At 71.1% G+C, this 24,612-nt stretch carries 22 protein-coding genes; 11 read left to right on the forward strand and 11 right to left on the reverse strand.

Annotated elements, in window-relative coordinates:
- Positions 1-123 precede the first annotated feature (123 nt).
- From ACFY16_RS14875 to acnA, 3 genes are all read right to left on the reverse strand, one after another.
- Positions 124-1,671 (reverse strand): sensor histidine kinase, encoded by a 1,548-nt coding sequence (locus ACFY16_RS14875; RefSeq protein WP_390647510.1) that lies wholly within the window; start codon positions 1,669-1,671, stop codon positions 124-126.
- Positions 1,668-2,207 (reverse strand): response regulator transcription factor, encoded by a 540-nt coding sequence (locus tag ACFY16_RS14880; protein ID WP_390647511.1) that lies wholly within the window; start codon positions 2,205-2,207, stop codon positions 1,668-1,670. Before ACFY16_RS14880 ends, ACFY16_RS14875 begins: the two co-directional genes overlap by 4 nt.
- A gap of 169 nt (positions 2,208-2,376) precedes the next feature.
- A complete protein-coding gene (gene acnA / locus ACFY16_RS14885; protein WP_390647512.1) occupies positions 2,377-5,094 on the reverse strand; it encodes an aconitate hydratase AcnA in 2,718 nt (905 codons plus the stop codon).
- A 215-nt stretch (positions 5,095-5,309) separates the two neighbouring features.
- Here acnA and ACFY16_RS14890 point away from each other — a divergent pair, with 215 nt between their 5' ends.
- From ACFY16_RS14890 to ACFY16_RS14905, 4 genes are all read left to right on the forward strand, one after another.
- On the forward strand, positions 5,310-6,074 hold the full coding sequence (locus ACFY16_RS14890) for a class I SAM-dependent DNA methyltransferase (protein WP_390647513.1): 765 nt from the start codon (positions 5,310-5,312) through the stop codon (positions 6,072-6,074).
- Positions 6,071-6,640, forward strand: a complete 570-nt coding sequence (locus tag ACFY16_RS14895) for a shikimate kinase (protein WP_390647514.1) — start codon at positions 6,071-6,073, stop codon at positions 6,638-6,640. The genes ACFY16_RS14890 and ACFY16_RS14895 overlap by 4 nt, the downstream gene beginning before the upstream one ends.
- A gap of 111 nt (positions 6,641-6,751) precedes the next feature.
- Complete coding sequence (locus tag ACFY16_RS14900) at positions 6,752-6,949, forward strand: DUF4236 domain-containing protein (protein WP_390647515.1); 198 nt, start codon at positions 6,752-6,754, stop codon at positions 6,947-6,949.
- A 64-nt stretch (positions 6,950-7,013) separates the two neighbouring features.
- On the forward strand, positions 7,014-8,543 hold the full coding sequence (locus ACFY16_RS14905; protein ID WP_390647516.1) for a helix-turn-helix domain-containing protein: 1,530 nt from the start codon (positions 7,014-7,016) through the stop codon (positions 8,541-8,543).
- A gap of 130 nt (positions 8,544-8,673) precedes the next feature.
- On the opposite strand, the gene ACFY16_RS14910 is transcribed toward ACFY16_RS14905, so the two are convergent.
- Positions 8,674-9,108: a DUF6299 family protein gene (locus ACFY16_RS14910; RefSeq protein WP_390647517.1), complete on the reverse strand. Its 435-nt coding sequence runs from the start codon at positions 9,106-9,108 to the stop codon at positions 8,674-8,676.
- A 243-nt stretch (positions 9,109-9,351) separates the two neighbouring features.
- Here ACFY16_RS14910 and ACFY16_RS14915 point away from each other — a divergent pair, with 243 nt between their 5' ends.
- Positions 9,352-9,561: a DUF5999 family protein gene (locus tag ACFY16_RS14915; RefSeq protein ID WP_390647518.1), complete on the forward strand. Its 210-nt coding sequence runs from the start codon at positions 9,352-9,354 to the stop codon at positions 9,559-9,561.
- A gap of 49 nt (positions 9,562-9,610) precedes the next feature.
- On the opposite strand, the gene ACFY16_RS14920 is transcribed toward ACFY16_RS14915, so the two are convergent.
- Together ACFY16_RS14920 and ACFY16_RS14925 are read right to left on the reverse strand one after the other, a co-directional pair.
- On the reverse strand, positions 9,611-10,012 hold the full coding sequence (locus ACFY16_RS14920; RefSeq protein ID WP_390647519.1) for a RidA family protein: 402 nt from the start codon (positions 10,010-10,012) through the stop codon (positions 9,611-9,613).
- Positions 10,009-11,316, reverse strand: coding sequence for an acyl-CoA dehydrogenase family protein (locus ACFY16_RS14925; RefSeq protein WP_390647520.1), 1,308 nt, complete (start codon positions 11,314-11,316; stop codon positions 10,009-10,011). The genes ACFY16_RS14920 and ACFY16_RS14925 overlap by 4 nt, the downstream gene beginning before the upstream one ends.
- A gap of 62 nt (positions 11,317-11,378) precedes the next feature.
- On the opposite strand from ACFY16_RS14925, the gene ACFY16_RS14930 reads away from it, so the two are divergent.
- From ACFY16_RS14930 to ACFY16_RS14950, 5 genes are all read left to right on the forward strand, one after another.
- Positions 11,379-13,055 (forward strand): AMP-binding protein, encoded by a 1,677-nt coding sequence (locus tag ACFY16_RS14930; RefSeq protein WP_390647734.1) that lies wholly within the window; start codon positions 11,379-11,381, stop codon positions 13,053-13,055.
- A 43-nt stretch (positions 13,056-13,098) separates the two neighbouring features.
- The gene (locus tag ACFY16_RS14935; protein ID WP_390647521.1) at positions 13,099-13,920 is read left to right on the forward strand and encodes a PaaX family transcriptional regulator C-terminal domain-containing protein; all 822 of its coding nucleotides are present in this window, start codon (positions 13,099-13,101) and stop codon (positions 13,918-13,920) included.
- Between the two features lie 129 nt (positions 13,921-14,049).
- Positions 14,050-14,601, forward strand: a complete 552-nt coding sequence (cysC, locus tag ACFY16_RS14940) for an adenylyl-sulfate kinase (RefSeq protein ID WP_390647522.1) — start codon at positions 14,050-14,052, stop codon at positions 14,599-14,601.
- Positions 14,598-15,500, forward strand: a complete 903-nt coding sequence (gene cysD / locus ACFY16_RS14945) for a sulfate adenylyltransferase subunit CysD (RefSeq protein ID WP_390647523.1) — start codon at positions 14,598-14,600, stop codon at positions 15,498-15,500. Before cysC ends, cysD begins: the two co-directional genes overlap by 4 nt.
- A 2-nt stretch (positions 15,501-15,502) precedes the next feature.
- A complete protein-coding gene (locus ACFY16_RS14950) occupies positions 15,503-16,723 on the forward strand; it encodes a sulfate adenylyltransferase subunit 1 (protein WP_390647524.1) in 1,221 nt (406 codons plus the stop codon).
- A gap of 15 nt (positions 16,724-16,738) precedes the next feature.
- Here ACFY16_RS14950 and ACFY16_RS14955 read toward each other — a convergent pair whose 3' ends face one another.
- A complete protein-coding gene (locus tag ACFY16_RS14955) occupies positions 16,739-19,006 on the reverse strand; it encodes a bifunctional salicylyl-CoA 5-hydroxylase/oxidoreductase (RefSeq protein ID WP_390647735.1) in 2,268 nt (755 codons plus the stop codon).
- Positions 19,007-19,017: 11 nt separating this feature from the next.
- Complete coding sequence (locus ACFY16_RS14960; protein WP_390647525.1) at positions 19,018-19,845, reverse strand: enoyl-CoA hydratase family protein; 828 nt, start codon at positions 19,843-19,845, stop codon at positions 19,018-19,020.
- 379 nt (positions 19,846-20,224) lie between these two features.
- Here ACFY16_RS14960 and ACFY16_RS14965 point away from each other — a divergent pair, with 379 nt between their 5' ends.
- Positions 20,225-20,677, forward strand: coding sequence for an ATP-binding protein (locus ACFY16_RS14965; protein ID WP_390647526.1), 453 nt, complete (start codon positions 20,225-20,227; stop codon positions 20,675-20,677).
- Here the strand turns inward: ACFY16_RS14965 and ACFY16_RS14970 are convergent.
- The 3 genes from ACFY16_RS14970 to ACFY16_RS14980 all read right to left on the reverse strand — a co-directional run bounded on the left by ACFY16_RS14970 (position 20,637) and on the right by ACFY16_RS14980 (position 24,560).
- Positions 20,637-22,106, reverse strand: coding sequence for an amino acid permease (locus ACFY16_RS14970; protein WP_390647527.1), 1,470 nt, complete (start codon positions 22,104-22,106; stop codon positions 20,637-20,639). The two genes, ACFY16_RS14965 and ACFY16_RS14970, sit on opposite strands and share 41 nt — an antisense overlap.
- A 127-nt stretch (positions 22,107-22,233) precedes the next feature.
- A complete protein-coding gene (gene argF, locus ACFY16_RS14975) occupies positions 22,234-23,241 on the reverse strand; it encodes an ornithine carbamoyltransferase (protein ID WP_390647528.1) in 1,008 nt (335 codons plus the stop codon).
- A 95-nt stretch (positions 23,242-23,336) separates the two neighbouring features.
- Positions 23,337-24,560 carry an arginine deiminase gene (locus tag ACFY16_RS14980; protein WP_390647529.1) on the reverse strand — a complete coding sequence of 408 codons (1,224 nt, stop codon included), beginning with the start codon at positions 24,558-24,560 and terminating at the stop codon, positions 23,337-23,339.
- Positions 24,561-24,612: the final 52 nt, after the last annotated feature.

Below are 24,612 nucleotides of genomic sequence, written 5' to 3' on the forward strand. Positions count from 1 at the left end.
CTCCCACCCCACTGATGCGGAAGGTAGCGCCGGATGACGCCGTTGTAAACGCCTGTGACGGACTGCCAGGGCTTCGGCGCCCGTACTGGCCCTTCACCGTGGAGCCGTCCGCGGAAGAGGGGATCAACGGTGGAGAACCTGGCGGGAGCCGCCCGGCACCGCGACGTCCTCCACTGTCGGCAACTCGATCGTGAACTCCGTGCACCCCGGCTCGCTGCGCGCGTCGACGCGGCCCCCGTGCGCGGACGTGATCGCCGCGGCGACGGCCAGGCCGAGGCCGGAGCCGCCCGCCGTGCCGGCGGCCCGGGTGCGGGAGGCGTCGCCCCGGGTGAAGCGTTCGAAGACCGACGGGAGCAGGTCGGGCGGGATGCCGGGGCCGTCGTCGCGGACGCGGATCGCGCAGGTGGCGCCGTGGGCCTCCACGGTGGCGACGACCCTCGTGCCCTCGGGTGTGTGCACCCGGGCGTTGGCCAGGAGGTTGGCCACGACCTGGTGGAGGCGGCCCTCGTCGCCGACGACCAGCACCGGCGTGTCGAGGGCGAGTTCCAGCTGCCAGTCGTGGCCGTCGCCCGCCGCTCGCGCGTCCCACACCGCCTCGGCGACCAGTGACGCGACGTCCACCTCGGCGGACTGCAGCGGCCGGCCCTCGTCGAGCCGGGCGAGCAGCAGCAGGTCCTCGACCAGGCCCGTCATCCGGGCCGACTCGGCAAGGACCCGGCGCCAGGCCAGGAGCGGCTCGATCCGGTCGGTGCCGCGGTTCATGAGTTCCGCGTATCCGGCGATGGAGGCGAGCGGAGTGCGCAGTTCGTGGCTGGCGTCGGCGAGGAAGCGACGCATGCGTTCCTCGCTGTGGCGTACCCGCTCCTCGCTGCGCCGACGCTCGGCGAGCGAGGACTCCACGTGGTCGATCAAGCGGTTGAGGGCGGCCCCGACCTGGCCGGCCTCGCTGCCGGGGTCGGTGTCCCGTTCAGGCACCCGCGTGAGGGCGGTGACCTCGCCCGGGCACAGCGGTGCGCGGGAGACCTCGACGGCGGTGGCGGCGACCCGGCCGAGGGGGCGCAGTTGCCGTCGTATGACCACGGCGCAGACGCAGCCCGCGACGGTGAGGCCGGCCGCGGCGACGACCCCCTCCACCATCACCAGGCGGCTGATCATGTCCTGGACCTCGTCCATCGGCAGTCCGGCGAGGACGCGTACCCCGCCCGCCTCCAGTGCGGTGACCCGGTAGGTGCCGAGGCCGGGGACGTTGCGGGTGTGTGGCGAGCCGTCGGTCGCGATGCCCGTCAGTGCGGCGGTCTGGGCGTGGTCGAGGTTCCGCGGCGGGGCGTCCTCGCCGACGAGCGCGGCGGCGAGAATCGTGCCGTCCTCGTCGAGGCGGGCGGCGAGCATCCCGGCGGGGTGCCCGCCCTCGTCGAGGAACGTCAGATCCCGGTCGAGGTCCGGGTGGAGCGAGGCCCCGCCCAGGCCGTGTTCGGCGGCGCCCGCGACGCGGTCGTCCAGGTCGCCCAGCAGACAGGAGCGTTGGGCGAAGACGGTGGTGAGCGCCATCGCGGCGCACACGGCGACGAGGGTGGCGCCGATGAGGACGAGCAGGCGGATACGGAGCGAGCGTCCCCGCGGCCCGGCGGGCGTTCCACCGCGCCGGGCGCGCTGGAGAGTCGTACGGTTCATCTTCCGTCCTCCACCGGCCTGATGGCGTAGCCCATGCCGCCCACGGTGTCGATCAGCGGCGCCCGGCCCCGGTCGGTCTTCCTGCGCAGGCCGGAGATGTGGACCTCGACGAGGTTTCCGCCGGTGTGGAAGGTGCTGTGCCGCACGTGGTCGAGGATCTGTGGCTTGCTGAGCACCTGGCGCGGATGGTCCATCAGCAGATTGAGCAGGTCGAACTCCTTGGCGGTGAGCCGGATCCGGTCACCGGCGCGGTGCACCTCGCGGGTCTCGCCGGTCAGGACGAGGTCGCCGAGGACGCGTACGGAGTCCTCGACGCGGGTCTCCTCGCAGCCGGGCCGGCGCGGCAGGCCGCGCAGCCGCAGTACGACCTCCTCCAGGGAGAGCGGCTCGGTGACGTAGTCGTCGGCGCCGGCCCCGAGCCCGTCGAGGACGACGGCGTGCGGGGCGCAGCCGCGCGCCGCCGCGGTGAGATCGGGCTCGTCATCGACGATCAGCACACGGACGCGGCCGCTTCGAGGCCCAGAGGTGCCAGTCATGTACCGATCGTGTCGCAGTCCACTGGGGGAACCCTGTGTTCACCCTGAGGATCGGCGATGACCTGGAAAAACGGTCGGAGACGGTGAAGGGCCGCATCCCCGTACCGGGGGATGCGGCCCTTCACCGTCTTACCGGGTTCTACCGGGTTCTACCGGGTTCTACCGGGGCTTACTTACCGATCAGGTTGCGCAGCACGTACTGCATGATGCCGCCGTTGCGGTAGTAGTCCGCCTCACCGGGGGTGTCGATGCGGACGACCGCGTCGAACTCGACACCGGTGTCGGTGGTGACCTTGACCGTGCGCGGCGTGGTGCCGTTGTTGAGCTCCTCGACGCCGGTGAAGGAGAAGGTCTCCTCGCCGGTCAGGCCGAGGGACTCGGCGCTCGCGCCCTCCGGGAACTGCAGCGGGAGCACGCCCATGCCGATGAGGTTCGAGCGGTGGATGCGCTCGTACGACTCGGCGATGACGGCCTTGACGCCGAGCAGCGCGGTGCCCTTGGCGGCCCAGTCGCGGGACGAGCCGGAGCCGTACTCCTTGCCGGCCAGGATGGCCAGCGGGGTGCCCTGCTCGATGTAGTTGCGGGAGGCGTCGTAGATGAACGACACCGGACCGCCGTCCTGGGTGAAGTCGCGGGTGTAGCCGCCCTCGGTGCCCGGCGCGATCTGGTTGCGCAGGCGGATGTTGGCGAACGTACCGCGGATCATGACCTCGTGGTTGCCGCGGCGCGAGCCGTAGGAGTTGAAGTCACGACGCTCCACACCGTGCTCGGTGAGGTACTTGCCGGCCGGGGTGTCGGCCTTGATCGCACCGGCCGGGGAGATGTGGTCGGTGGTGACCGAGTCGCCCAGCTTGGCGAGCACGCGGGCGCCCGTGATGTCCGAGACCGGGGTGGTCTCCATCGTCATGCCCTCGAAGTACGGGGGCTTGCGGACGTAGGTGGACTGCGGGTCCCACTCGAAGGTGTTGCCGGTCGGGATCGGCAGCGACTGCCACTGGGCGTCGCCGGCGAAGACGTCCTGGTAGGACTTGCTGAACATGTCCTCGCCGATGGCGTTCGCCACGACGTCGTTGACCTCGGCCTCGGAGGGCCAGATGTCCTTCAGGTAGACCGGGTTGCCGTCCTGGTCGATGCCCAGGGCGTCCTTGGTGATGTCCACCTTCATGGAGCCCGCGAGGGCGTACGCCACGACCAGCGGCGGGGACGCCAGGTAGTTCATCTTGACGTCGGGGTTGATACGGCCCTCGAAGTTCCGGTTGCCGGAGAGGACCGAGGTGACCGCGAGGTCGTGGTCGTTGACGGCCTTGGAGACCTCCTCCGGCAGCGGGCCGGAGTTGCCGATGCAGGTGGTGCAGCCGTAGCCGACGAGGTTGAAGCCGACCTTGTCGAGGTAGGGGGTGAGCCCCGCCTTGTCGAAGTAGTCGGTGACGACCTTGGAGCCCGGGGCGAGGGTGGTCTTGACCCACGGCTTGCGGGTCAGGCCCTTCTCCACGGCCTTCTTCGCGACGAGCGCGGCGGCGACCATGACGTACGGGTTGGAGGTGTTGGTGCAGGAGGTGATGGCCGCGACCGTCACCGCACCGTGGTCGAGGGTGTAGGTCGTGCCGTCGGGGGCGGTGACCTGGACCGGGTTGGACGCGGCGCCGTCGGGGTGGACGGCCGGGGCGTCGGAGGCCGGGAAGGACTCCTGGCCCGCCTCGTCCACGCTGTCCACGTAGTTGCGGACGTCCTGCTTGAACTGCTCGGCCGCGTTGGCGAGGACGATGCGGTCCTGCGGACGCTTCGGGCCGGCGATCGAGGGGACGACCGTCGACAGGTCCAGCTCGAGCTTCTCGGAGAAGTCCGGCTCGGCCTTCGGGTCCAGCCAGAGGCCCTGCTCCTTGGCGTACGCCTCGACGAGCGCGACCTGCTGCTCGGAGCGGCCGGTGAGCTTGAGGTAGTTCAGGGTCTCGTCGTCGATCGGGAAGATCGCGGCGGTGGAGCCGAACTCCGGCGACATGTTGCCGATGGTGGCGCGGTTGGCGAGGCTCGTGGCCGCGACACCCTCGCCGTAGAACTCGACGAACTTGCCGACGACGCCGTGCTTGCGGAGCATCTCGGTGATGGTCAGCACGAGGTCGGTGGCGGTCGTGCCCGGGGTCAGCTCACCGGTGAGCTTGAAGCCGACGACGCGCGGGATGAGCATGGAGACCGGCTGGCCGAGCATCGCGGCCTCGGCCTCGATGCCGCCGACGCCCCAGCCGAGGACGCCGAGGCCGTTGACCATGGTGGTGTGCGAGTCGGTGCCGACCAGGGTGTCGGGGTAGGCCTGCCCGCCTCGGACCATGACGGTGCGCGCCAGGTGCTCGATGTTCACCTGGTGGACGATGCCGGTGCCCGGCGGGACGACCTTGAAGTCGTCGAACGCGGTCTGACCCCAGCGCAGGAACTGGTAGCGCTCGCGGTTGCGGCCGTACTCCAGCTCGACGTTCTGCTTGAAGGCGTCGTTGGTGCCGAACTTGTCGGCGATGACGGAGTGGTCGATGACCATCTCGGCCGGGGAGAGCGGGTTGATCTTCGCCGGGTCGCCGCCGAGCGCCGCGACGGCCTCACGCATGGTGGCGAGGTCCACGACACAGGGCACACCGGTGAAGTCCTGCATGATCACGCGGGCCGGCGTGAACTGGATCTCCTGCGACGGCTGGGCCTGCGAGTCCCAGCCGCCGAGGGCGCGGATGTGGTCGGCGGTGATGTTCGCGCCGTCCTCGGTGCGGAGCAGGTTCTCCAGCAGCACCTTCAGGCTGTACGGAAGGCGAGCCGAGCCTTCCACCTTGTCCAGCCGGAAGATCTCGTACGACTCGTCGCCCACCTGCAGCGTGCTGCGGGCGTCGAAGCTGTTCGCCGACACGACAGTCTCCTTCATTGATGTGCGCGTACCACCGTCGATCCTGCCGCCACGCCGACTTGGCCGATCCGTTAAGGTAAGGCTAAGTTAGGTAACCCTTACTAGGGGGTGGCGGCCGCGGTGCACCTCGGCAGATATCTCGATGTCGAGATAACTCTAGTACATGGGGGCTGGATGGTCATGCCCGGCCCGGCTGCGCCGTGCCGATATTCAGTGGCATGGCCCACACCGCGGTGGTTGACTGCTCCGCCGTGACCGGACTGAACGACCCCGCGTTCTTCGACCGTTACGCCCATGAATACGACGAGAACGACTTCTACGACCCCGCCACGACCGTCGACTTCCTGGCCGGCCTCGCCCCGGCCGGCACACGCGTCCTGGAGCTCGCGATCGGGACCGGCCGGGTGGCACTTCCCCTGACCACGCACGGGTGCCGCGTCGAGGGCATCGACGGCTCGCCCGCCATGGTCGAGCGGCTGCGCGCGAAGCCCGGCGGTACGGACATCCCGGTGACGATCGGCGACATGGCCGACGTGGCGGTCGACGGCCCGTTCCGGCTGGCCTACCTGGTGTTCAACACGCTCTTCAACCTGCCGAGCCAGGAACGCCAGATCGACTGCTTCCGAAATGTCGCCGAAGTACTGGAACCAGGGGGTCTGTTCGTCATCGAGGCCTTCGTACAGGATCTGACCGAGTTCGACCGGCATCAGCGGGTGGCCACGCGCACACTGTCGGAGGACTCGGTGAAGATGGAGTTCCTGCGGCACGACCCGGTGGAGCAGGCGGTCACCTATCAGCGCGTGACGTTCGACGCGGGCGGGACCACCCTGCGCCCGCTGCGCCTGCGCTACTGCTGGCCGAGCGAGCTGGACCTGATGGCGCGCCTGGCCGGAATGCGGCTGCGCGAGCGGCACGCGGACTGGCGACGGAGCCCGTTCACGGCGGACAGCCGCGCGCACGTGTCCGTCTACGAGAAGCCGTGACCGGAGCCGGCCCCCTGGTACTGATCGGACCGGCCGGGGCGGGGAAGACCACTCTCGGCCGGGAGGTCGCGGCCGCGACGGGCATGCCGTTCGTCGATCTGGACGCCGTCGCCGACGCGTACTACGCGGAGGTGGGCTGGAACCTCGCCCGACTGCGGGAACACATGGGCGTGGTGGGCCGGCTCGCGACCGAGGCCGAGTGGGAGCCGGCCCGGGCGCATGCGGTGGCGCGGGTCGTCGCCGACCACCCGGACGCCGTCGTCGCACTGGGCGCGGGCCACACGAGTTACACCGGCACCGAACACCTCACGGTGGTCCGAGCCGCCCTGCGCCGCTGCCGCGAGGTGCTCTACGTCCTGCCCTCCCCCGACCGGGAGGTGTCCCTCAGGATCCTGAGACAGCGGTGCGCGCGGGACAAGGGGCGGGACTGGATCGTCGACGGGCACGACTTCCTCGCGCAGTGGCTCGACGACCCGGCGGTACGGCTCATGGCGACGCGGACGGTGCACACCGGGGACGAGGCGCCGGCGGAGACGGCGAACCGGCTGCTGCGGCGCCACGGCTGACTCCGGGACAGGCCCGCCCACCAGTACGCCGAGACGGGTAGGCACAAGTACGTCAAGTCGGGGTACGCGCAAGCAGACGGACGTTTTCCGCGCCCCCGAACGGAGGCCCCGATGCCCCTCACCTTCCGCAAGAGTTTCCGGATCCTGCCCGGAGTGCGCCTGAACATCAACCGGCACTCGTGGTCGATCACGACCGGCGGGAAGAACGGCCCGCGCCACACCCACAGCAGCACCGGACGTCATACGACATCGGTGGATTTGCCCGGACCTTTCGGATGGCGCCGTACCCGTACCACCAGGCGACATTGACGGCCTTTCACCCGAATGGACCCCCCAGAAGGCGCCATCTCATATCTGAGATAGCCTCAACCTCATGGCAGACGACTACCTCGTACGTATCGGCAAGCTCATCCGTGACGCCCGGCAACACCGGGGCTGGACACAGGCACAGCTCGCCGAGGCGCTCGGTACCAGCCAGAGCGCCGTCAATCGCATCGAGCGCGGCAACCAGAACATCAGCCTTGAGATGATCGCCCGAATCGGTGAAGCGCTGGAGAGCGAAATCGTCTCTCTGGGCTACGCGGGCCCGATGCATCTGCGGGTGGTCGGCGGCCGTCGGCTTTCCGGCGCCATCGACGTCAAGACGAGCAAGAACGCGTGCGTGGCGCTGCTGTGCGCGACGCTGCTCAACAAGGGACGCACGGTACTGCGCCGGGTCGCCCGCATCGAGGAGGTCTACCGCCTGCTGGAGGTGCTCGGCTCGATCGGCGTGCGCACCCGGTGGATCAACGACGGCGTCGACCTGGAGATCGTGCCGCCGGCCGAGCTGGACATGGCGGCGATCGACGCCGAGGCGGCCGTCCGGACGCGCTCGATCATCATGTTCTTCGGTCCGCTGCTGCACCGCATGGACGGCTTCAAGCTGCCGTACGCCGGCGGCTGCGACCTCGGCACACGGACCATCGAGCCGCACATGATCGCGCTGCGCCGGTTCGGCCTGGACATCGCCGCGACCGAGGGGCAGTACCACGCCACGGTGGACCGCTCGGTCCGCCCGGCCAGGCCCATCGTCCTGACCGAACGCGGCGACACGGTGACCGAGAACGCGCTGCTCGCGGCCTCCAGGCACGACGGCGTCACGGTCATCCGCAACGCCTCCTCCAACTACATGGTCCAGGACCTGTGCTTCTTCCTGGAGGCGCTGGGCGTCAAGGTCGAGGGCATCGGCACCACCACGCTCACCGTGCACGGCGTGCCGGACATCGATGTCGACGTCGACTACTCCCCCTCCGAGGACCCGGTCGAGGCGATGAGCCTGGTGGCCGCCGCCGTGGTCACCGAGTCGGAGCTAACGGTGCGCCGGGTGCCGATCGAGTTCCTGGAGATCGAGCTGGCGGTCCTGGAGGAGATGGGCCTCGACCACGACCGTACGCCCGAGTACTTCGCCGACAACGGCCGTACGCGACTGGTGGACCTCACCGTCCGGCCCTCCAAGCTGGAGGCGCCGATCGACAAGATCCACCCGATGCCGTTCCCGGGCCTGAACATCGACAACGTCCCGTTCTTCGCGGCCATCGCGGCCTCCGCACAGGGCAAGACCCTCATCCACGACTGGGTCTACGACAACCGCGCGATCTACCTGACGGACCTCAACCGCCTCGGCGGCCGCCTCCAACTCCTGGACCCCCACCGGGTCCTGGTCGAGGGCCCGACCCGCTGGCGCGCCGCCGAGATGATGTGCCCCCCGGCCCTGCGCCCCGCCGTGGTCGTACTCCTGGCGATGATGGCCGCCGAGGGCACGTCCGTGCTGCGGAACGTGTACGTCATCAACCGCGGGTACGAGGATCTGGCGGAGCGGTTGAACTCCATCGGGGCGCAGATCGAGATCTTCCGGGACATCTGAACGGCGGATGCCGCCGTACCACGCCCGACCCGCGATGAAGCGGGTCAGGGACGGGTACGGCGGCATCCGTGGGGCTTCTCCGGGACTTTCCGGTGGCCCGCCTGCGGACTGTCGCTGTTCCGAGAGAACGTCAATCCTTCGTCAGCGTGATGTCCCGCTCCTTGTCCGCGTGGACGACGGGCAGGAGCAGGATGCCTTCGGGACGGAGTTCCATCACCACGGCCTCGACCCGGGCCGCGCCGGGCTTCAGGGTGTCCTGGGAGGTGCGGCCGGTGTTCTCCCAGCGGTGCTTGACGCCGTCGCACACCGCCCGGGTGCCGCCGATGCCGTGGCGGATGTCCGGGGAGTCCTGGCTCACGGAGGAGCTGACGAAGACGGAGCCCGTGTTGCCGGAGCAGCGGTAGGTGCCGGAGAGGGTGACGGTGCCGTCGGCCTCGACACGGCCCTTGGGGTCGACCGTCACGGACTCGGAGGGGTCTGCGGTGGCGGGCGCGGCGGGGGCGGCCAGCAGGAACAGCGCGGCCGCGGCGGTGGCGACGCCGGCGAGGGCGGGGCGGAACGGCATGGGAAGACCTCCTGTTGTGTGGGGGATCTCCACTGGTACCCGGCAACCGTCCCCGCGGCCGTGATCGTCACTCCTTCGGTGGCGAGTCCGCATCGACCGTCGGGGAACGGTCGCCGGGTTGTCCGGGTGTTGTCACGCTTCGCGGTAGGCCGTTCCGGTGACCTCACGACGGGAGCATGGTCTCTTCATACGGGTCACACGGGACCGGCCGTACGGGCGGTCCCCCCGATGTGGAGGTGCGCCATGTGTGTCCACCAGCCTTCGTGTCCTTCGGCCGACGCCCCCGCCGCGCACGTCGTCGCCGCGCACGTCGTCGCCGCCCACCCCGAGCAGGGCTGGAGCCTGATGTGCGACGGCACGATCGCCTTCGACGACACCGGTGAGCTGCGGCCCGACGGCCGGGTCGTCGCCCCGCACCGGGCGCCCGCCGAACGGCCGGCGATCGCCGCCTGAGTACGGTCACTCCGAAGCACGGTCCTCCAAGGATCCGCGAACCCGTCGGTCACGGACCCAGGACCGCGAACCCGTCCATTTCGACCAGCGCCTGCTCGTCCCACAGGCGCACGATCCCGACCACCGCCATCGCCGGGTAGTCGCGTCCCGCCAACCGCCGCCAGATACGGCCGAGTTCGGGGGCGCGGGCGCGGTAGTCGGCGACGTCCGTGGCGTACACGGTGACCCGGGCCAGGTCGGCGGCCGTGCCCCCGGCCGCGGTCAGCGCGGTCAGCAGGTTCGTGAGCGCCCGCTCGAACTGCTCCGGCAACGTCGCGCCGACGACCTTGCCATCGGCGTCCAGCGCGGTCTGGCCGGCCAGGAACACAAGGCGCGACCCGTCGGCGACGACCGCGTGGGAGAAGCCGGTCGGCGGGGACAGCTCGGGCGGGTTGACGCGCTCGGCGGTCACGACACCTCCAGCTTGGCATACAACTCCTTGGCGATGATGCCCCGTTGAACCTCGCTCGCACCCTCGTAGACGCGCGGTGCGCGCACCTCGCGGTAGAGGTGCTCCAGCAGGTGGCCGCGCTCCAGCGCCCGCGCGCCGTGCAGTTGGACGGCCGCGTCGACGACGTACTGGGCGGTCTCGGTGGCGAGCAGCTTCGCCATGGCGGCACGCTGGGGGATGTCCGGGGCGCCTTCGTCGTACGCCGTCGCCGCCGCGTACACCATCAGGCGGGCCGCCTCCGTGCGCAGGGCCATCTCGGCCACCTGGTGGGCGACGGCCTGAAGGTCCCTCAACTTACCGCCGAACGCGTCGCGTTGGGCCGTGTGCGTCAGGGCCGCATCCAAGGCCGCCTGGGCCATGCCGACCGCGAAGGCACCGACGCTGGGCCGGAAGAGGTTGAGGGTGCCCATGGCGACCCGGAAGCCCCGGTCGGTCCCGCCCAGCACGTCGTCGGCGGTGACGGGTACGGCGTCGAAGTCGAGGGCGCCGATGGGATGCGGGGAGAGCATGTCGAGGCCCGTGCCGGTGAGGCCGGGGCGGTCGGCGGGGACAAGGAACGCGGTCACACCCCGGGCGCCGGCGCCCGGGGTGGTGCGCGCGAAGACGGTGTAGAAGTCGGCCTCGGGGGCGTTGGAGATCCAGCACTTCTCGCCGGTGAGGCGCCAGCGCGCACCGGACGGGCCGTCGGGCTCGGCGGCGAGGGACGCGTGCCGTGCGGGGCCGGGGGGCGCCTCGGAGCCGACGGGTGCGTGCCGCGCGTGACCGGAGGGGGCGTCACCCGTGCGCGACCCTTCCGGTTCGACCCGTAGCGCCCGCGCCACCCCGTCCGGTTCGACCCCTGGCGCCGGCGCCACCCCGTCCGGTTCGGCCCGTAGGGCCAGCGCCGCCGCGTCCGACCCGGCCCCCGGCTCGCTCAGCGCGAACGCGGCCACAGCGGTGCCGTCGGCCACCCGGGGCAGCCAGCGTTCCCGCTGGGCCGGGGTGCCGTGGGCGTGAACCGGATGGGCGCCCAGGCCCTGGAGGGCGAGGGCTGTCTCGGCCTCGGTGCAGGCGTACGCCAGGGACTCCCGCAGCAGACAGAGGTCGAGCGCGCCGGACGTGAACAGCCGGGACAGCAGGCCCAGCCGGCCCAGCTCCGCGACCAGGGGCCGGTTGACGCGGCCCGGCTCGCCCTTGTCGGCGATCGGGCGCAGCCGTTCGGCGGCCAGGGTGCGCAGCTCGGCACACCGGGCGATCTGTTCCGGTTCGAGTGAGAATGCGGGCATCGGCGACCTCCCTGCGGAGCCGTCCGCCACGGCCCCACCCCGACGGTATCGCGCACCGTTGACTGCCGTCACCAACACGATACGCTCGTGGTGCGAGCCCACCACGACGCCCACGACGGCAAGGGGGCGAACCGCCAATGGACGGTCCGATCCGCTCCGCCCACGTCGACACCTTCGCGCGTGACCACCTCCCGCCGCCCGACCAGTGGCCCGAGCTCCGCTTCGACCTGCCGGAGCTGCGCTACCCCGAACGGCTGAACTGCGCGGCCGAGCTTCTGGACCACGCCGATCCCGGCCGGCCGGTGTTCCGCACCCCGTCCGCCGGGACCTGGACCTACGGCGACCTGCGCGCCCGTGTGGACCGCCTCGCCCACCTGCTGACCGGTGACCTCGGCGTCGTCCCGGGCAACCGTGTGCTGCTGCGCGGTCCCACCACGCCGTGGCTGGCCGCCTGCTGGCTGGCGGTGCTGAAGGCGGGCGCGGTCGCCGTCACCGTGCTGGCCCAGCAGCGCCCGCACGAGCTGCGCACGATGTGTGAGATCGCGCGGGTGGGGCACGCGCTGTGCGACGTCCGAGCCGTCGACGACCTGGCCAAGGCGGAGGTGGCCGGGCTGCGGATCACGACGTACGGCGGTGACGCCCCCGACGACCTCCTGAACCGTCCGGCGCCCGGCACGCCGTACGTGGCCGTGGACACCGCGGCCGACGACGTCGCGCTGATCGCCTTCACCTCCGGGACGACCGGCCGTCCAAAGGGGTGCATGCACTTCCACCGGGATGTCCTGGCGATAGCGGACACCTTCTCGAAGCAGGTCCTCAAGCCGCACGCGGACGACGTCTTCGTCGGCAGTCCCCCGCTCGGCTTCACCTTCGGGCTCGGCGGGCTGGTCGTCTTCCCGATGCGGGCCGGCGCCAGCGCCCTGTTGCTCGAACAGGCCGCCCCCCGGCAGCTGCTGCCCGCGATCGCCGAGCACCGTGTCTCCGTGCTCTTCACCGCGCCGACCGCTTACCGCGCGATGCTCGCCGAGCTGGACGGGCACGACATGTCGTCGCTGCGCCGCTGTGTCTCCGCGGGCGAGAACCTGCCCGCGGCCACCTGGCGGGCCTGGCACGAGCGGACCGGGCTGCGGGTCATCAACGGCATCGGCGCGACCGAGCTGCTGCACATCTTCATCTCCGCGGCGGACGAGCACATCAGGCCCGGTACGACGGGGGTGCCCGTGCCGGGATGGCACGCGCGCGTGCAGGACGAGAACGGCGAACCCGTACCCGACGGGGAACCCGGGCTGCTGGCGGTGCGTGGTCCGGTCGGCTGCCGGTACCTCGCCGACCCACGGCAGCGGGAGTACGTGCGGGACGGCTGGAACGTCACCGGCGACACCTACGTCCGGGACCCCGACGGCTACTTCCGCTATGTCGCCCGCGCCGACGACATGATCATCTCGGCCGGGTACAACATCGCGGGCCCGGAGGTCGAGGACGCGCTGCTGCGCCACCCGGACGTCGTCGAGGCGGCGGTGGTCGGGCAGCCCGACGAGGCGCGGGGGCAGGTCGTGGTGGCGTACGCCGTCCTGCGGGAGGGCGCGCGGGCGGACGCGGAGGCACTGCGCGCCTTCGTCAGGGAGGAGCTGGCGCCGTACAAGTGCCCGCGCGAGTTCGTCTTCCTGGACGCGCTGCCGCGCACGGCGACCGGCAAACTGCAGCGGTTCAGGCTGCGCAGCGAGGGTGACCAGCGGTGATGCACCCATTGGTGGTGACCCGTAGCGAGAGCGACGACCTAAGATGATCAACGTGTCCGAGCAGCACGCCCCCCGGTCCCTCATCGTCACCCTCTACGGCGCGTACGGCCGCTTCATGCCCGGCCCGGTGCCCGTCGCCGAGCTGATCAGACTGCTGGCCGCGGTCGGCGTCGACGCGCCCTCCGTGCGCTCGTCGGTGTCCCGGCTGAAACGGCGCGGTCTGCTGCTGCCGGCGCGCACGGACCAGGGCGCGGCCGGGTACGAACTGTCGCCGGAGGCGCGCCAGCTGCTGGACGACGGCGACCGCCGGATCTACGCCACCGCGCCGCCGGAGGACGAGGGCTGGGTGCTGGCGGTGTTCTCCGTCCCGGAGTCGGAGCGGCAGAAGCGGCACGTCCTGCGCTCCCGCCTGGCCGGCCTCGGCTTCGGCACCGCCGCACCCGGCGTGTGGATCGCCCCGGCCCGCCTGTACGAGGAGGCCCGGCACACGCTTCAGCGGCTGCGCCTCGATCCGTACGTCGACTTCTTCCGCGGCGAGCACCTCGGCTTCGCGCCGACCGTCGAGACGGTCTCCCGCTGGTGGGACCTGGCGGCGATCGCCAAGGAGCACGAGGAGTTCCTCGACCGGCACGCGCGCGTGCTGCACGACTGGGAGCGGCGGGCGGACACCCCGCCCGAGGCGGCCTACCGCGACTACCTCCTCGCCCTGGACTCCTGGCGTCATCTGCCCTACACCGACCCCGGTCTGCCCATCCGGCTGCTCCCCGCGGTCTGGCCGGGCGAGCGCTCGGTGGCGGTGTTCCGAGGGCTGCACGCGCGACTCAGGGACGCCGGGGCGGTCTTCGCGGGCGTGAACACCCCATGACAAGTCCCTGTGCTCCCTTGCGCACCATGAGTCACTCAGGTAAACCTCAGGTTCCTTAATCGGTCCTCTCAGACTTCTTACCTACTGTTCACCGGGTTGTACGCCGGGTAGGAAAGAGGACGGTTGCGCATGACCACCACGCCAAGGGCTCAAGGGGCCACAGTCTGGCTGACGGGGCTCCCGAGCGCGGGCAAGACGACCATCGCCCGGCTGCTCGGCGACCGGCTGAAGGCCGAGGGACACCGCGTGGAGGTCCTCGACGGCGACGAGATCCGCCGTTTCCTCTCGGCCGGCCTCGGCTTCTCGCGCGAGGACCGCAACACCAACGTGCAGCGCATCGGACTCGTCTCCGAGGTGCTCGCGCGCAACGGCGTCCTGTCCGTCGTCCCCGTCATCGCGCCCTACGCCGACAGCCGCGAGGCGGTGCGCAAGCGGCACGACGCGAGCGCGACGCCGTACATCGAGGTGCATGTCGCCACCCCGGTCGAGGTGTGCAGCGAGCGGGACGTGAAGGGGCTCTACGCCAAGCAGGCCTCGGGCGAGCTGACCGGTCTGACCGGCGTCGACGACCCGTACGAACCTCCGTCCGACCCGGCGCTCGTGCTGCGCACGCAGGAGCAGAGCCCGCGGGAGTCGGCGGACGCGGTGTACGCGGTGCTGGCGGAGCGGGGGCTGGTATGAGCGACTTCACGCTGTCCCACCTGGACGCGCTCGAGTCCGAGGCGGTGCACATCTTCCGCGAGGTGGCGGGCGAGTTCGAGCGACCGGTGATCCTGTTCTCCGGCGGCAAGGACTCCATCGTCATGCTGCACCTGGCGCTGAAGGCGTTCGCCCCCGCGGCCGTGCCCTTCTCGCTGCTGCACGTGGACACCGGACACAACTTCCCCGAGGTCCTCGAGTACCGCGACCGCACGGTGCAACGCCACGGACTGCGCCTGCACGTCGCGTCCGTGCAGGACTACATCGACCGCGGAGTGCTGCGCGAGCGCCCCGACGGCACCCGCAACCCCCTCCAGACCCTCCCCCTCACCGAGAAGATCCAGAGCGAGAAGTTCGACGCGGTCTTCGGCGGCGGACGCCGCGACGAGGAGAAGGCCCGCGCCAAGGAACGGGTGTTCTCGCTGCGCGACGAGTTCTCCCAGTGGGACCCCCGCCGCCAGCGGCCCGAACTGTGGAACCTGTACAACGGCCGGCACGCCCCCGGCGAACACGTCCGCGTCTTCCCGCTGTCCAACTGGACCGAGCTGGACGTGTGGCAGTACATCGCCCGCGAAGGCATCGAACTGCCCCAGATCTACTTCGCCCACGAGCGCGAGGTGTTCCAGCGGGGCGGGATGTGGCTGACCGCCGGTGAGTGGGGCGGCCCCAAGGACGGCGAGACCGTCGAGAAGCGGCAGGTGCGCTACCGCACGGTCGGTGACATGTCCTGCACGGGCGCCGTCGACTCCGACGCCGTGACCCTCGAGCAGGTCATCACCGAGATCGCCGCGTCCCGGCTCACCGAGCGCGGCGCCACACGCGCCGACGACAAGCTCTCCGAGGCCGCGATGGAAGACCGCAAGCGCGAGGGGTACTTCTAAGCATGAGCACGACCATCGACACCCTCCGTTTCGCGACCGCCGGTTCGGTCGACGACGGCAAGTCCACGCTCGTCGGCCGGCTGCTGCACGACTCCAAGTCGGTGCTCACCGACCAGCTGGAGGCCGTGGAGCACGCCTCCCGCAACCGCGGCAAGGACGCGCCCGACCTGGCCCTCCTCACCGACGGCCTGCGCGCCGAGCGCGAGCAGGGCATCACGATCGACGTGGCGTACCGCTACTTCGCCACGCCCCGGCGCCGGTTCATCCTCGCCGACACACCCGGCCACGTGCAGTACACCCGCAACATGGTCACCGGCGCCTCCACCGCCGAGCTGACGGTCGTCCTGGTCGACGCCCGCAACGGCGTCGTCGAGCAGACCCGCCGCCACGCCGCCGTGGCCGCCCTCCTGCGCGTCCCGCACGTGGTCCTCGCGGTCAACAAGATGGACCTCGTCGGCTACCGGCAGGCCGAGTTCGACCGCATCGTCGAGGACTTCGCCGGCCACGCGGCCGAGCTGGGCCTCCCCTCCTTCACGCCGATCCCGGTCTCGGCGCTCGTCGGCGACAACGTCGTGGACCGCTCGGCGCACATGGACTGGTACCAGGGCCCGGCGCTGCTGGAGTTCCTGGAGAACGTGCCCGTGGCCGGGGACCCGGCCGACGCGCCCGCCCGTTTCCCGGTCCAGTACGTGATCCGCGACGGTGAGGTCCGCCACTACGCGGGCCAGTTGGTGTCCGGCTCGCTGCGGGTCGGCGACCGGGTGACCGTGCACCCCTCCGGCGAGACCTCCGAGATCACCGCCATCGACGTGCTCGGCACCGCCGTCCGGGCGGCGTACGCACCGCAGTCGATCGGGGTCCGCCTGGCCGACCAGCGTGACGTGTCGCGCGGCGACATGATCACCGCCGGTGCGGACGCGCCCGCGCTCACCCAGGACGTGCACGCGGCCGTGTGCCACCTGGCCGACCACCCGCTCCGCGTCGGCGACCGGGTCCTGCTCAAGCACACGACCCGCACGGTCAAGGCGATCGTCAAGCACCTCGGCGACGCGGACACCCTCAGCGCGAACGACCTGGGCCGCATCACGCTCCGCACGGCGGAGCCCCTCGCCCTCGACGACTACGCGACCTCCCGTCGCACCGGCGCGTTCATCCTCATCGACCCGGCGGACGGCGCGACCCTCACGGCGGGCATGGCCGACCTGCGGGGCCTCGACTCCTGACCCCGCCTCGGCTGCTCAACCCCGCAGACCCAGCCGCGGCCGGGGCGCGTCCGTGCGTCCCGTCCGTGGGGGTCTGCTGCCCGCGCGGTACGGCGTCGGCCAGGGTGCGCCCGGGCCCTCGTAGCCCTGTTCGGCTGCCGCGTGGAGGGTCCAGTGGGGGTCGTAGAGGTGGGGGCGGGCCAGGGCGCACAGGTCGGTGCGGCCGGCCAGGATCAGGGAGTTGACGTCGTCCCAGGACGAGATCGCGCCGACCGCGATCACGGGGATGCCCGCCTCGTGGCGGATGCGGTCCGCGAACGGGGTCTGGTACGACCGGCCGAACTCCGGCTGTTCGTCGGACACCACCTGCCCCGTCGACACGTCGATCGCGTCGGCGCCGTGCGCGGCGAAGGCGCGGGCGATCTCGACGGCGTCGTCGCCCGTCGTACCGCCCTCGGCCCAGTCGGTGGCGGAGATGCGGACGGTCATGGGCCGCTCCTGCGGCCACACCCCGCGTACGGCGTCGAAGACCTCCAGCGGGAAGCGGAGCCGTTTCGCGAGGGAGCCGCCGTAGGCGTCCGTGCGGTGGTTCGTCAGGGGGGAGAGGAAGCCCGAGAGCAGATAGCCATGGGCGCAGTGCAGTTCGAGAAGGTCGAAGCCGGCGCGCGCCGCACGACAGGCGGCGGCGGCGAACTGCTCACGGATGTCGGTGAGCTGGGCCCGGCTCAGGGCTCGCGGGGTCTGGCTGTCCGGCCGGTACGGGAGGGCGGACGCCGCCACCAGTGGCCAGTTGCCGGACGGCAGCGGCTCGTCCATGCCCTCCCACATCAGCCTGGTCGAGCCCTTGCGGCCGGAGTGGCCCAGCTGGACGCCGATCGCGGTGCCCGGTGCCTGTGAGTGCACGAACGCCGCGATCCGCCTCCATGCCTCGCCCTGCCGGCCGGTGTAGAGGCCGGCGCAGCCGGGGGTGATCCGCCCCTCCTCGCTCACGCACACCATCTCGGTCATCACCAGCCCGGCCCCGCCCAGCGCCCGGGCGCCCAGGTGGACCAGGTGGAAGTCGCCCGGCACGCCGTCGACCGCCGAGTACATGTCCATGGGCGACACGACGACCCGGTTGGGCAGGGTCAGGCCGCGCAGCCGGAACGGGGTGAACATCGGGGGCGTGCCGGGCGGGCAGCCGAACTCGCGCTCCACGGCCCCGGTGAAGTGGGCGTCGCGCAGCCGCAGGTTGTCGTGGGTGACGCGGCGGCTGCGGGTGAGCAGGTTGAAGGCGAACTGACGGGGCCGCTGGCCCAGGTACAGCTCGACGTTCTCGAACCACTCCAGACTGGCGCGGGCCGCCCGCTGGGTGGAGGCGACGACGGGTTTGCGCTCCTCCTCGTAGGCCGCGAGGGCCTCGGCCGTGGAGTCCTGTTCCTCCAGGCAGGCCGCCAGGGCCAGCGCGTCCTCGACGGCCAGCTTCGTGCCGGAGCCGATGGAGAAGTGGGCGGTGTGGGCTGCGTCGCCGAGGAGGACGACGTTGCCGTGCGACCAGCGCTCGTTGACCACCGTACGGAAGGTGGTCCACACCGACTTGTTGGAGCGCAGCGGCCGCCCGCCGAGCGCGTCGGTGAAGATCTTGGCGCAGCGGTCGATCGACTCCCCCTCGTCGAGTTCGTCGAAGCCGGCCGCCCGCCACACCTCCTCACGCATCTCGACGATCACCGTCGACGCGTCGGCGGAATAGGGATAGCCGTGCAGTTGCATCACGCCGTGCTCGGTCTCGGCGATCTCGAAGCGGAAGGCGTCGAAGGCGAAGTCCGCGGCGAGCCAGACATAGCGGCAGCGGTGGCCGGTCAGCGTGGGCCGGAAGACGTCGGCGTAGGCCTCGCGGGTCGTGCTGTGCACTCCGTCGGCGGCGACGACGAGGTCGTACGCCTCCGCCAGCCAGGCCGGGTACGGCGCCTCGGTGCAAAAGCGCAGCTCCACACCCAGCGACCGGCACCGCTCGTGCAGGATCTCCAGGAGCCGGCGCCGGCCCAGCGCGGCGAAACCGTGCCCGCCGGAGCGGTGGCGCACGCCCCGGTGCACGATGTCGATGTGGTCCCAGCGCACGAACTCGGCCTTCAGCGCCTCGTACACCACCGGGTCCGCGTGTTCGATGCCGCCGAGTGTCTCGTCGGACAGGACGACACCGAAACCGAAGGTGTCGTCGGGGGCGTTGCGCTCCCAGACAGTGATCTCCCGGGCGGGGTCGAGGCGTTTGAGCAGCGCGGCCGCGTACAGGCCCCCGGGTCCGCCTCCGACGACGGCGACCTTCATGGTCACCTCCGTCACCTCCCCCGCCACTTCGGCGCCCGCTTCTCGGTGAAGGCGGCGTGGAACTCGGCGTAGTCCTCGCCGTTCATGAGGAGGGCCTGGGTCGCGGCGTCCAGTTCCACCGCCGCCGCCAGCGGCATGTCCAGCTCGGCCGTGAGCAGCGCCTTCGTCTGGGCGTACGCGAGGGCCGGGCCGTCGGCCAGGCGCCGGGCCAGCGCGAGGGCGGCCTCGTCCGTCCGGCCCTCCTCCGTCAGTTCGCTGATCAGGCCGATCCGCTCGGCCTCGGGTGCCCGCACGGGTTCGCCGAGCATCAGCAGCCGGGTCGCGTGCCCGAGGCCGACGACCCTGGGCAGCAGATAGGCGGCCCCCATGTCGCCACCGGACAGGCCGACGCGGGTGAAGAGGAACGCGAAGCGGGCGGAGGGGTCCGCGATCCGGAAGTCCGCCGCCAGCGCGAGCACCGCCCCCGCCCCGGCCGCCACCCCGTGCACCGCCGCGATCACCGGGAACGGGCACTCCCGTAGGGCCCGCACGACCTGCCCGGTCATCCGGTTGAAGTCGAGGAGCTGGGCGGTGTCCATGCCCAGGGTGGCGCCGATGATCTCGTCGACGTCGCCGCCGGAGCAGAAACCGCGGCCCTCGCCCGCCAGCACCAGGGCCCGTACCGACCGCTCCCGGGACAGCTCGGCAAGCAGGTCGCGCAGGTCGGCGTAGGCGCCGAAGGTGAGCGCGTTGAGCTTGTCGGGGCGGGCCAGGGTGACGGTGGCGACCCCGTCGGTGTGGTCGACGCGCAGGTGCCGCCAGTCGGAGGTGCGGGCGGCGGAGCCGGTGAAGGGACTCATGAGGGCGGCCTCCTCGGGCGGTGGCGCGGACACTGCCTGACCGGTCTCTACCCCACGAAGCTATCACCCATATGTGACTGCCGTCACCGCAACGCGATAGGGGCGGCGCCTGACCACCGCGTGCGCGAGTCGTCCCGTGCCCGACCCTTGTCACATCCGTCATATCCGTCACATCTGTAACAGGTCGGCACGGGCCGTCGATAAGGCGGTAACAGTGGGAGCAGTCGTGGGAGACGGACCGTTGGCCCGGGTAAGCCGCCCGATGTCGGGGCCGAAGGTCCCGGACGACGCCCGTCGTACGTCTCTGTCGGGGGGCGCCGTACCATTCCTAGGGTTGAAAGCAGGACGGCCCGATGTTGATCACAGGGATGCCTGCGCCATGAACGGACTCGCCTTGCACGAACGCCCCTCCGCCTCATCCTCCTGGCGCATCGCACTGCCGCACACCACCGCGGCCGTGCCCGTGGCCCGTGCCCTGGTCCGCACGGCGCTGGCCGAGGTGGAGCACGCCACGGACAGCGACACGGCGGAGCTGCTCACCGCGGAGCTGGTGGCGAACGCCGTGGAGCACACCTCGGGGTCCGCTCCGATAGAGCTCGTGGTGGAGCTTCGGCCGACCGGCTGCCAGGTCGAGGTGCACGACCCGGACCCGATGCCGCCCGGCGAGCTCACCCGCCCGGCCCGCGGGATGCCCGACCCCTGGCAGGAGCACGGGCGCGGCCTGCTGCTGATCCGCGCCCTCAGCTCGTCCTGCGGCCACCGGCTCACCGAGACCGGCAAGGCGGTCTGGTTCAGGCTGGCTGCGGTGCCGCCTCAGCGGCGTCCGGCGTGACCGTGGCATCGGCCTCGGTCGCCGCCGCGGCCAGCCTTGAGTTCCGGCGGCCGTAGCCGACGTATGCGGCCAGCCCCACCGCGAGGAACACCGCGAACTGGAGCCAGGTCGTCCAGTCCGTCTCGTACATCAGGTACAGACAGAAGCCGACGCCGACCACGGGCAGCACGGGGTAGAACGGCACGCGGAAGGTGCGGGCGAGGCCCGGCTCGCGGCGGCGCAGCGCGATCACGGCGATGTTGACGACGGCCATGAGGGCGAGCGTGCCGATGGTGGACAGGTTGACCACGGCGTCGAGCGAGGAGAAGGCGGCCGGCACCGCGAAGACGATCGCGATGATCAGGGTGCCCGCGACGGGGGTCGAGGTCCTGGGCGACACCTTCTCGAAGACGCGCGGGACGAGCCCGTCCCGGGACATCGACATCAGGATGCGGCTCTGGCCGTACATCACCGCGAGCACCACCGAGGCGATGGCGACGACCGCCCCGAAGGCGATGACCGCGCCGCCGACCGTGGAGCCGGTGACCTCGTTGACGACGTACGACAGCGCGGCGGGCCGGCCGCCGACCGCGTCGGCGCCGATGGCACCGATCGCGGCGAGAGCGACCGCGCAGTACAGCAGGGTGACCACGCCCATGCAGACAAGGACCGCCACCGGGATGTCCCGGCGGGGGTTCTTCGCCTCCTCGCCGGCCGTGGTGATCGCGTCGAAGCCGATGTACGAGAAGAAGGCGGCGGTGGTGCCCGCGCCGATGCCGCCGATGCCGGCCGGCGCGAAGGGGGTGAGGTTGCCGTCCTTGAAGGCGCTGTAGCCGATGGCGCAGAACGCGACCAGGATGGCGAGCTTGACCACGGCCATGGCGGTGGTGGCCCGGGCGCTCTCGCGCACCCCGCGCACCAGCAGGACACAGGCCATCGCGATGACGACCACGGCGGGCAGGTTGACGACGCCGCCGTCGCCCGGTCCGGCGGAGAGTGCGGCGGGCAGCCGCCAGCCGACGAGGCTGGCGAGCAGTTCGTTGACGTACTGGCTCCAGCCGACGGCGACGGCGGAGATGGAGATGCCGTACTCGAGCAGCAGACACCAGCCGACCAGGAAGGCGGTGGTCTCGCCGAGGCCGGCGTAGGCGAAGGAGTACGACGATCCGGAGACCGGGATCGCACCGCCCAGCTCGGCGAACGAGAACGCGGTGAACACGCAGGTGATCGCGGCGAGGACGAAGGAGACGACGACGGCGGGGCCGGCCTGGGCGACCGAGTCGGAGAGCCCGACGAAGATACCGGTGCCGACGATCGCGCCGACACCGAAGCAGATGAGCTGGAAGAGGCCCATGGTGCGCTTGAGGCCGTGGCCCGCGCGGTCGGCGCCGGATTCGGCGACGAGGAGGGCGGGGGACTTGATCCGGAGCTTTGATGCGGGAGCGGGCATGCGGGGTGGTGCTCGTTTCTGGTGGTGCGGGTGCGACGGGGTGGGGTCGCGCGGCGGCCGTGGAATGGGTGGTTCCGGGCCGCCGGTCAGGATAGGGCGAGTTCGGCCGGGGAGCGACCGGACGAGATCAGGCGAGCGTCGCGACCAGGACCGCCTTGATCGTGTGGAGCCGGTTCTCGGCCTCGTCGAAGACGACGGAGTGGGCCGACTCGAAGACCTCGTCGGTCACCTCGAGGGACTCCAGGCCGTACGCCTCGTGGATGTCGCGCCCGACCTTCGTGCCGAGGTCGTGGAACGCGGGCAGGCAGTGCAGGAACTTCACGTCCGGGTTGCCGGTGGCGCGCAGGACGTCCATGGTGACGGCGTACGGGGCGAGGGCCTCGATCCGCTCGGCCCAGACCTCCTTGGGCTCACCCATGGAGACCCAGACGTCGGTGACGACGAAGTCGGCGCCCCGGACGCCCTCGGCGACCTCCTCGGTGAGGGTGATGCGGGCGCCGCTGGTCGCGGCGAGCTCGCGGGCGCGGTCGACGATCTCCTGGGCGGGCCAGTACGACTTCGGCGCGGCGATGCGCACGTCCATGCCGAGCAGGGCGCCGGTGACCAGGTAGGAGTTGCCCATGTTGAAGCGGGCGTCGCCGAGGTAGGCGAAGGCGATCTCCTTCAGGGGCTTGGTGCTGTGCTCGGTCATCGTCAGCACGTCGGCGAGCATCTGGGTGGGGTGCCAGTCGTCGGTGAGGCCGTTGTAGACGGGGACCCCGGCGTACGCGGCGAGTTCCTCGACGCCGGCCTGGCTGTCGCCGCGGTACTCGATCGCGTCGAACATCCGGCCGAGGACGCGTGCGGTGTCCCGTACGGACTCCTTGTGCCCGATCTGCGAGCCGGACGGGTCGAGGTACGTCGTCGAGGCGCCCTGGTCTGCGGCCGCGACCTCGAACGCGCAGCGGGTGCGCGTCGAGGTCTTCTCGAAGATCAGCGCGATGTTCTTCCCGCGCAGGTACGGCGTCTCGGTCCCGGCCTTCTTGGCGGCCTTCAGCTCGGCGGACAGCTCGATCAGGCCGCGGAACTCCTCCTCGGTGAAGTCCAGCTCCTTGAGGAAGTGGCGGCCGGCGAGGGCGGTCGGGACTGTCGCCATGAGGGCGCTCCAACGGGTACGAGATACAGGGACCCTTGGAATTCTATACGACATTCAGAATTTCTATGCGAGTGGCGCGTACTCACCACGTCCACTCATACGGCGTCCCGCTCGACCGGACAGCTCATGCACCGCGGTCCGCCCCTCCCCCGGCCCAGCTCGCTGCCCGGGATCTCGATCACCTCGATGCCCTGTTTGCGCAGGTGGGTGTTGGTGGTGGCGTTGCGCTCGTAGGCGACGACGACGCCCGGCTCGACGGCGAGGACGTTGCAGCCGTCGTCCCACTGCTCGCGCTCGGCGGCGTGCACGTCCTGGGTGGCGGTCAGGACGCGGATCTCGCTCAGCCCGAGGGCGGCGGCGATCGCGCGGTGCATGTGCTCCGGCGGATGATCCGTGACCTTCAGCTCCTTCTCACCGACGCCCGGTTCGATGGTGTACGAGCGGAGCATCCCCAGCCCCGCGTACTGGGTGAAGGTGTCGCTGTCGACCATCGTCATGACCGTGTCGAGGTGCATGAAGGCGCGCCGCTTCGGCATGTCGAGGGCCACGATCGTCCGGGCGGAGTCGGCGGCGAACAGCTTGTGCGCGAGCATCTCCACGGCCTGGGGCGTGGTGCGCTCACTCATGCCGATGAGGACGGCGCCGTTGCCGATGACGAGGACGTCCCCGCCCTCGATGGTGGAGGGGTAGTCGGCCTGCCCCTCCGACCAGACATGGAACGTCTCGCCGCGGAACAGCGGGTGGTGCCGGTAGATCGCCTCGAAGTGGACGGTCTCGCGCTGCCGCGCCGGCCAGCGCATCGCGTTGATGGAGACGCCGCCGTAGATCCAGGCGGAGGTGTCGCGGGTGAAGAGGTGGTTGGGCAGAGGGCCGAGGAGGAAGTCGTCGAGCTCCATCGCGTGGAAGCGCACCGAGGTCGGCTCCTCGTGCACCTCGAGGAACTCCCGCTTGGTCATCCCGCCGACGAGAGCCTCGGCCAGCTCGCCGGCGGGCAGGGTCTCGAAGGCCGCGCGGAGGTGGTCGGTGGCCAGGGGGCCGTACTCCTTCTCGTCGAAGACGCGGTCCAGGACCAGCGCCCGCGCCCCCGGGATCGCCAGGGTCTCGGTCAGCAGGTCGCCGAAGAGGTGGACGGCGACCCCCCGGTCGCGCAGTACGTCCGCGAACCCGTCGTGCTCGACGCGCGCCCGGCGCACCCACAGCACGTCGTCGAAGAGGAGGGCGTCCTTGTTGCTGGGGGTGAGCCTTTTGAGCTCGAGGTCCGGCCGGTGCAGGATGACGCGGCGCAGCCGCCCGGTCTCGGAGTCGACATGGAATCCCATGCCTCCATCCTGACCATCGGGGGGCGCGTTGACCCGCCGCTCGCACATTTCC

It is taken from the genome of Streptomyces sp. NPDC001315 (genome assembly GCF_042896175.1).
Taxonomy (GTDB): domain Bacteria; phylum Actinomycetota; class Actinomycetes; order Streptomycetales; family Streptomycetaceae; genus Streptomyces.

Coding starts and splice junctions, on each gene's coding strand:
- ACFY16_RS14925 (WP_390647520.1), bottom strand. CDS start 11,316: ATGCCCGCATTCTCACTCGAACCGGAACAGATCGCCCGGTGTGCCGAG.
- ACFY16_RS14935 (WP_390647521.1), top strand. CDS start 13,099: ATGATCAACGTGTCCGAGCAGCACGCCCCCCGGTCCCTCATCGTCACC.
- ACFY16_RS14980 (WP_390647529.1), bottom strand. CDS start 24,560: ATGGGATTCCATGTCGACTCCGAGACCGGGCGGCTGCGCCGCGTCATC.
- cysD (WP_390647523.1), top strand. CDS start 14,598: ATGAGCGACTTCACGCTGTCCCACCTGGACGCGCTCGAGTCCGAGGCG.
- ACFY16_RS14875 (WP_390647510.1), bottom strand. CDS start 1,671: ATGAACCGTACGACTCTCCAGCGCGCCCGGCGCGGTGGAACGCCCGCC.
- ACFY16_RS14970 (WP_390647527.1), bottom strand. CDS start 22,106: ATGCCCGCTCCCGCATCAAAGCTCCGGATCAAGTCCCCCGCCCTCCTC.
- ACFY16_RS14880 (WP_390647511.1), bottom strand. CDS start 2,207: ATGACTGGCACCTCTGGGCCTCGAAGCGGCCGCGTCCGTGTGCTGATC.
- ACFY16_RS14955 (WP_390647735.1), bottom strand. CDS start 19,006: ATGAAGGTCGCCGTCGTCGGAGGCGGACCCGGGGGCCTGTACGCGGCC.
- ACFY16_RS14905 (WP_390647516.1), top strand. CDS start 7,014: ATGGCAGACGACTACCTCGTACGTATCGGCAAGCTCATCCGTGACGCC.
- argF (WP_390647528.1), bottom strand. CDS start 23,241: ATGGCGACAGTCCCGACCGCCCTCGCCGGCCGCCACTTCCTCAAGGAG.
- ACFY16_RS14890 (WP_390647513.1), top strand. CDS start 5,310: ATGGCCCACACCGCGGTGGTTGACTGCTCCGCCGTGACCGGACTGAAC.
- ACFY16_RS14965 (WP_390647526.1), top strand. CDS start 20,225: ATGAACGGACTCGCCTTGCACGAACGCCCCTCCGCCTCATCCTCCTGG.
- ACFY16_RS14915 (WP_390647518.1), top strand. CDS start 9,352: ATGTGTGTCCACCAGCCTTCGTGTCCTTCGGCCGACGCCCCCGCCGCG.
- ACFY16_RS14900 (WP_390647515.1), top strand. CDS start 6,752: ATGCCCCTCACCTTCCGCAAGAGTTTCCGGATCCTGCCCGGAGTGCGC.
- ACFY16_RS14960 (WP_390647525.1), bottom strand. CDS start 19,845: ATGAGTCCCTTCACCGGCTCCGCCGCCCGCACCTCCGACTGGCGGCAC.
- ACFY16_RS14950 (WP_390647524.1), top strand. CDS start 15,503: ATGAGCACGACCATCGACACCCTCCGTTTCGCGACCGCCGGTTCGGTC.
- cysC (WP_390647522.1), top strand. CDS start 14,050: ATGACCACCACGCCAAGGGCTCAAGGGGCCACAGTCTGGCTGACGGGG.
- ACFY16_RS14910 (WP_390647517.1), bottom strand. CDS start 9,108: ATGCCGTTCCGCCCCGCCCTCGCCGGCGTCGCCACCGCCGCGGCCGCG.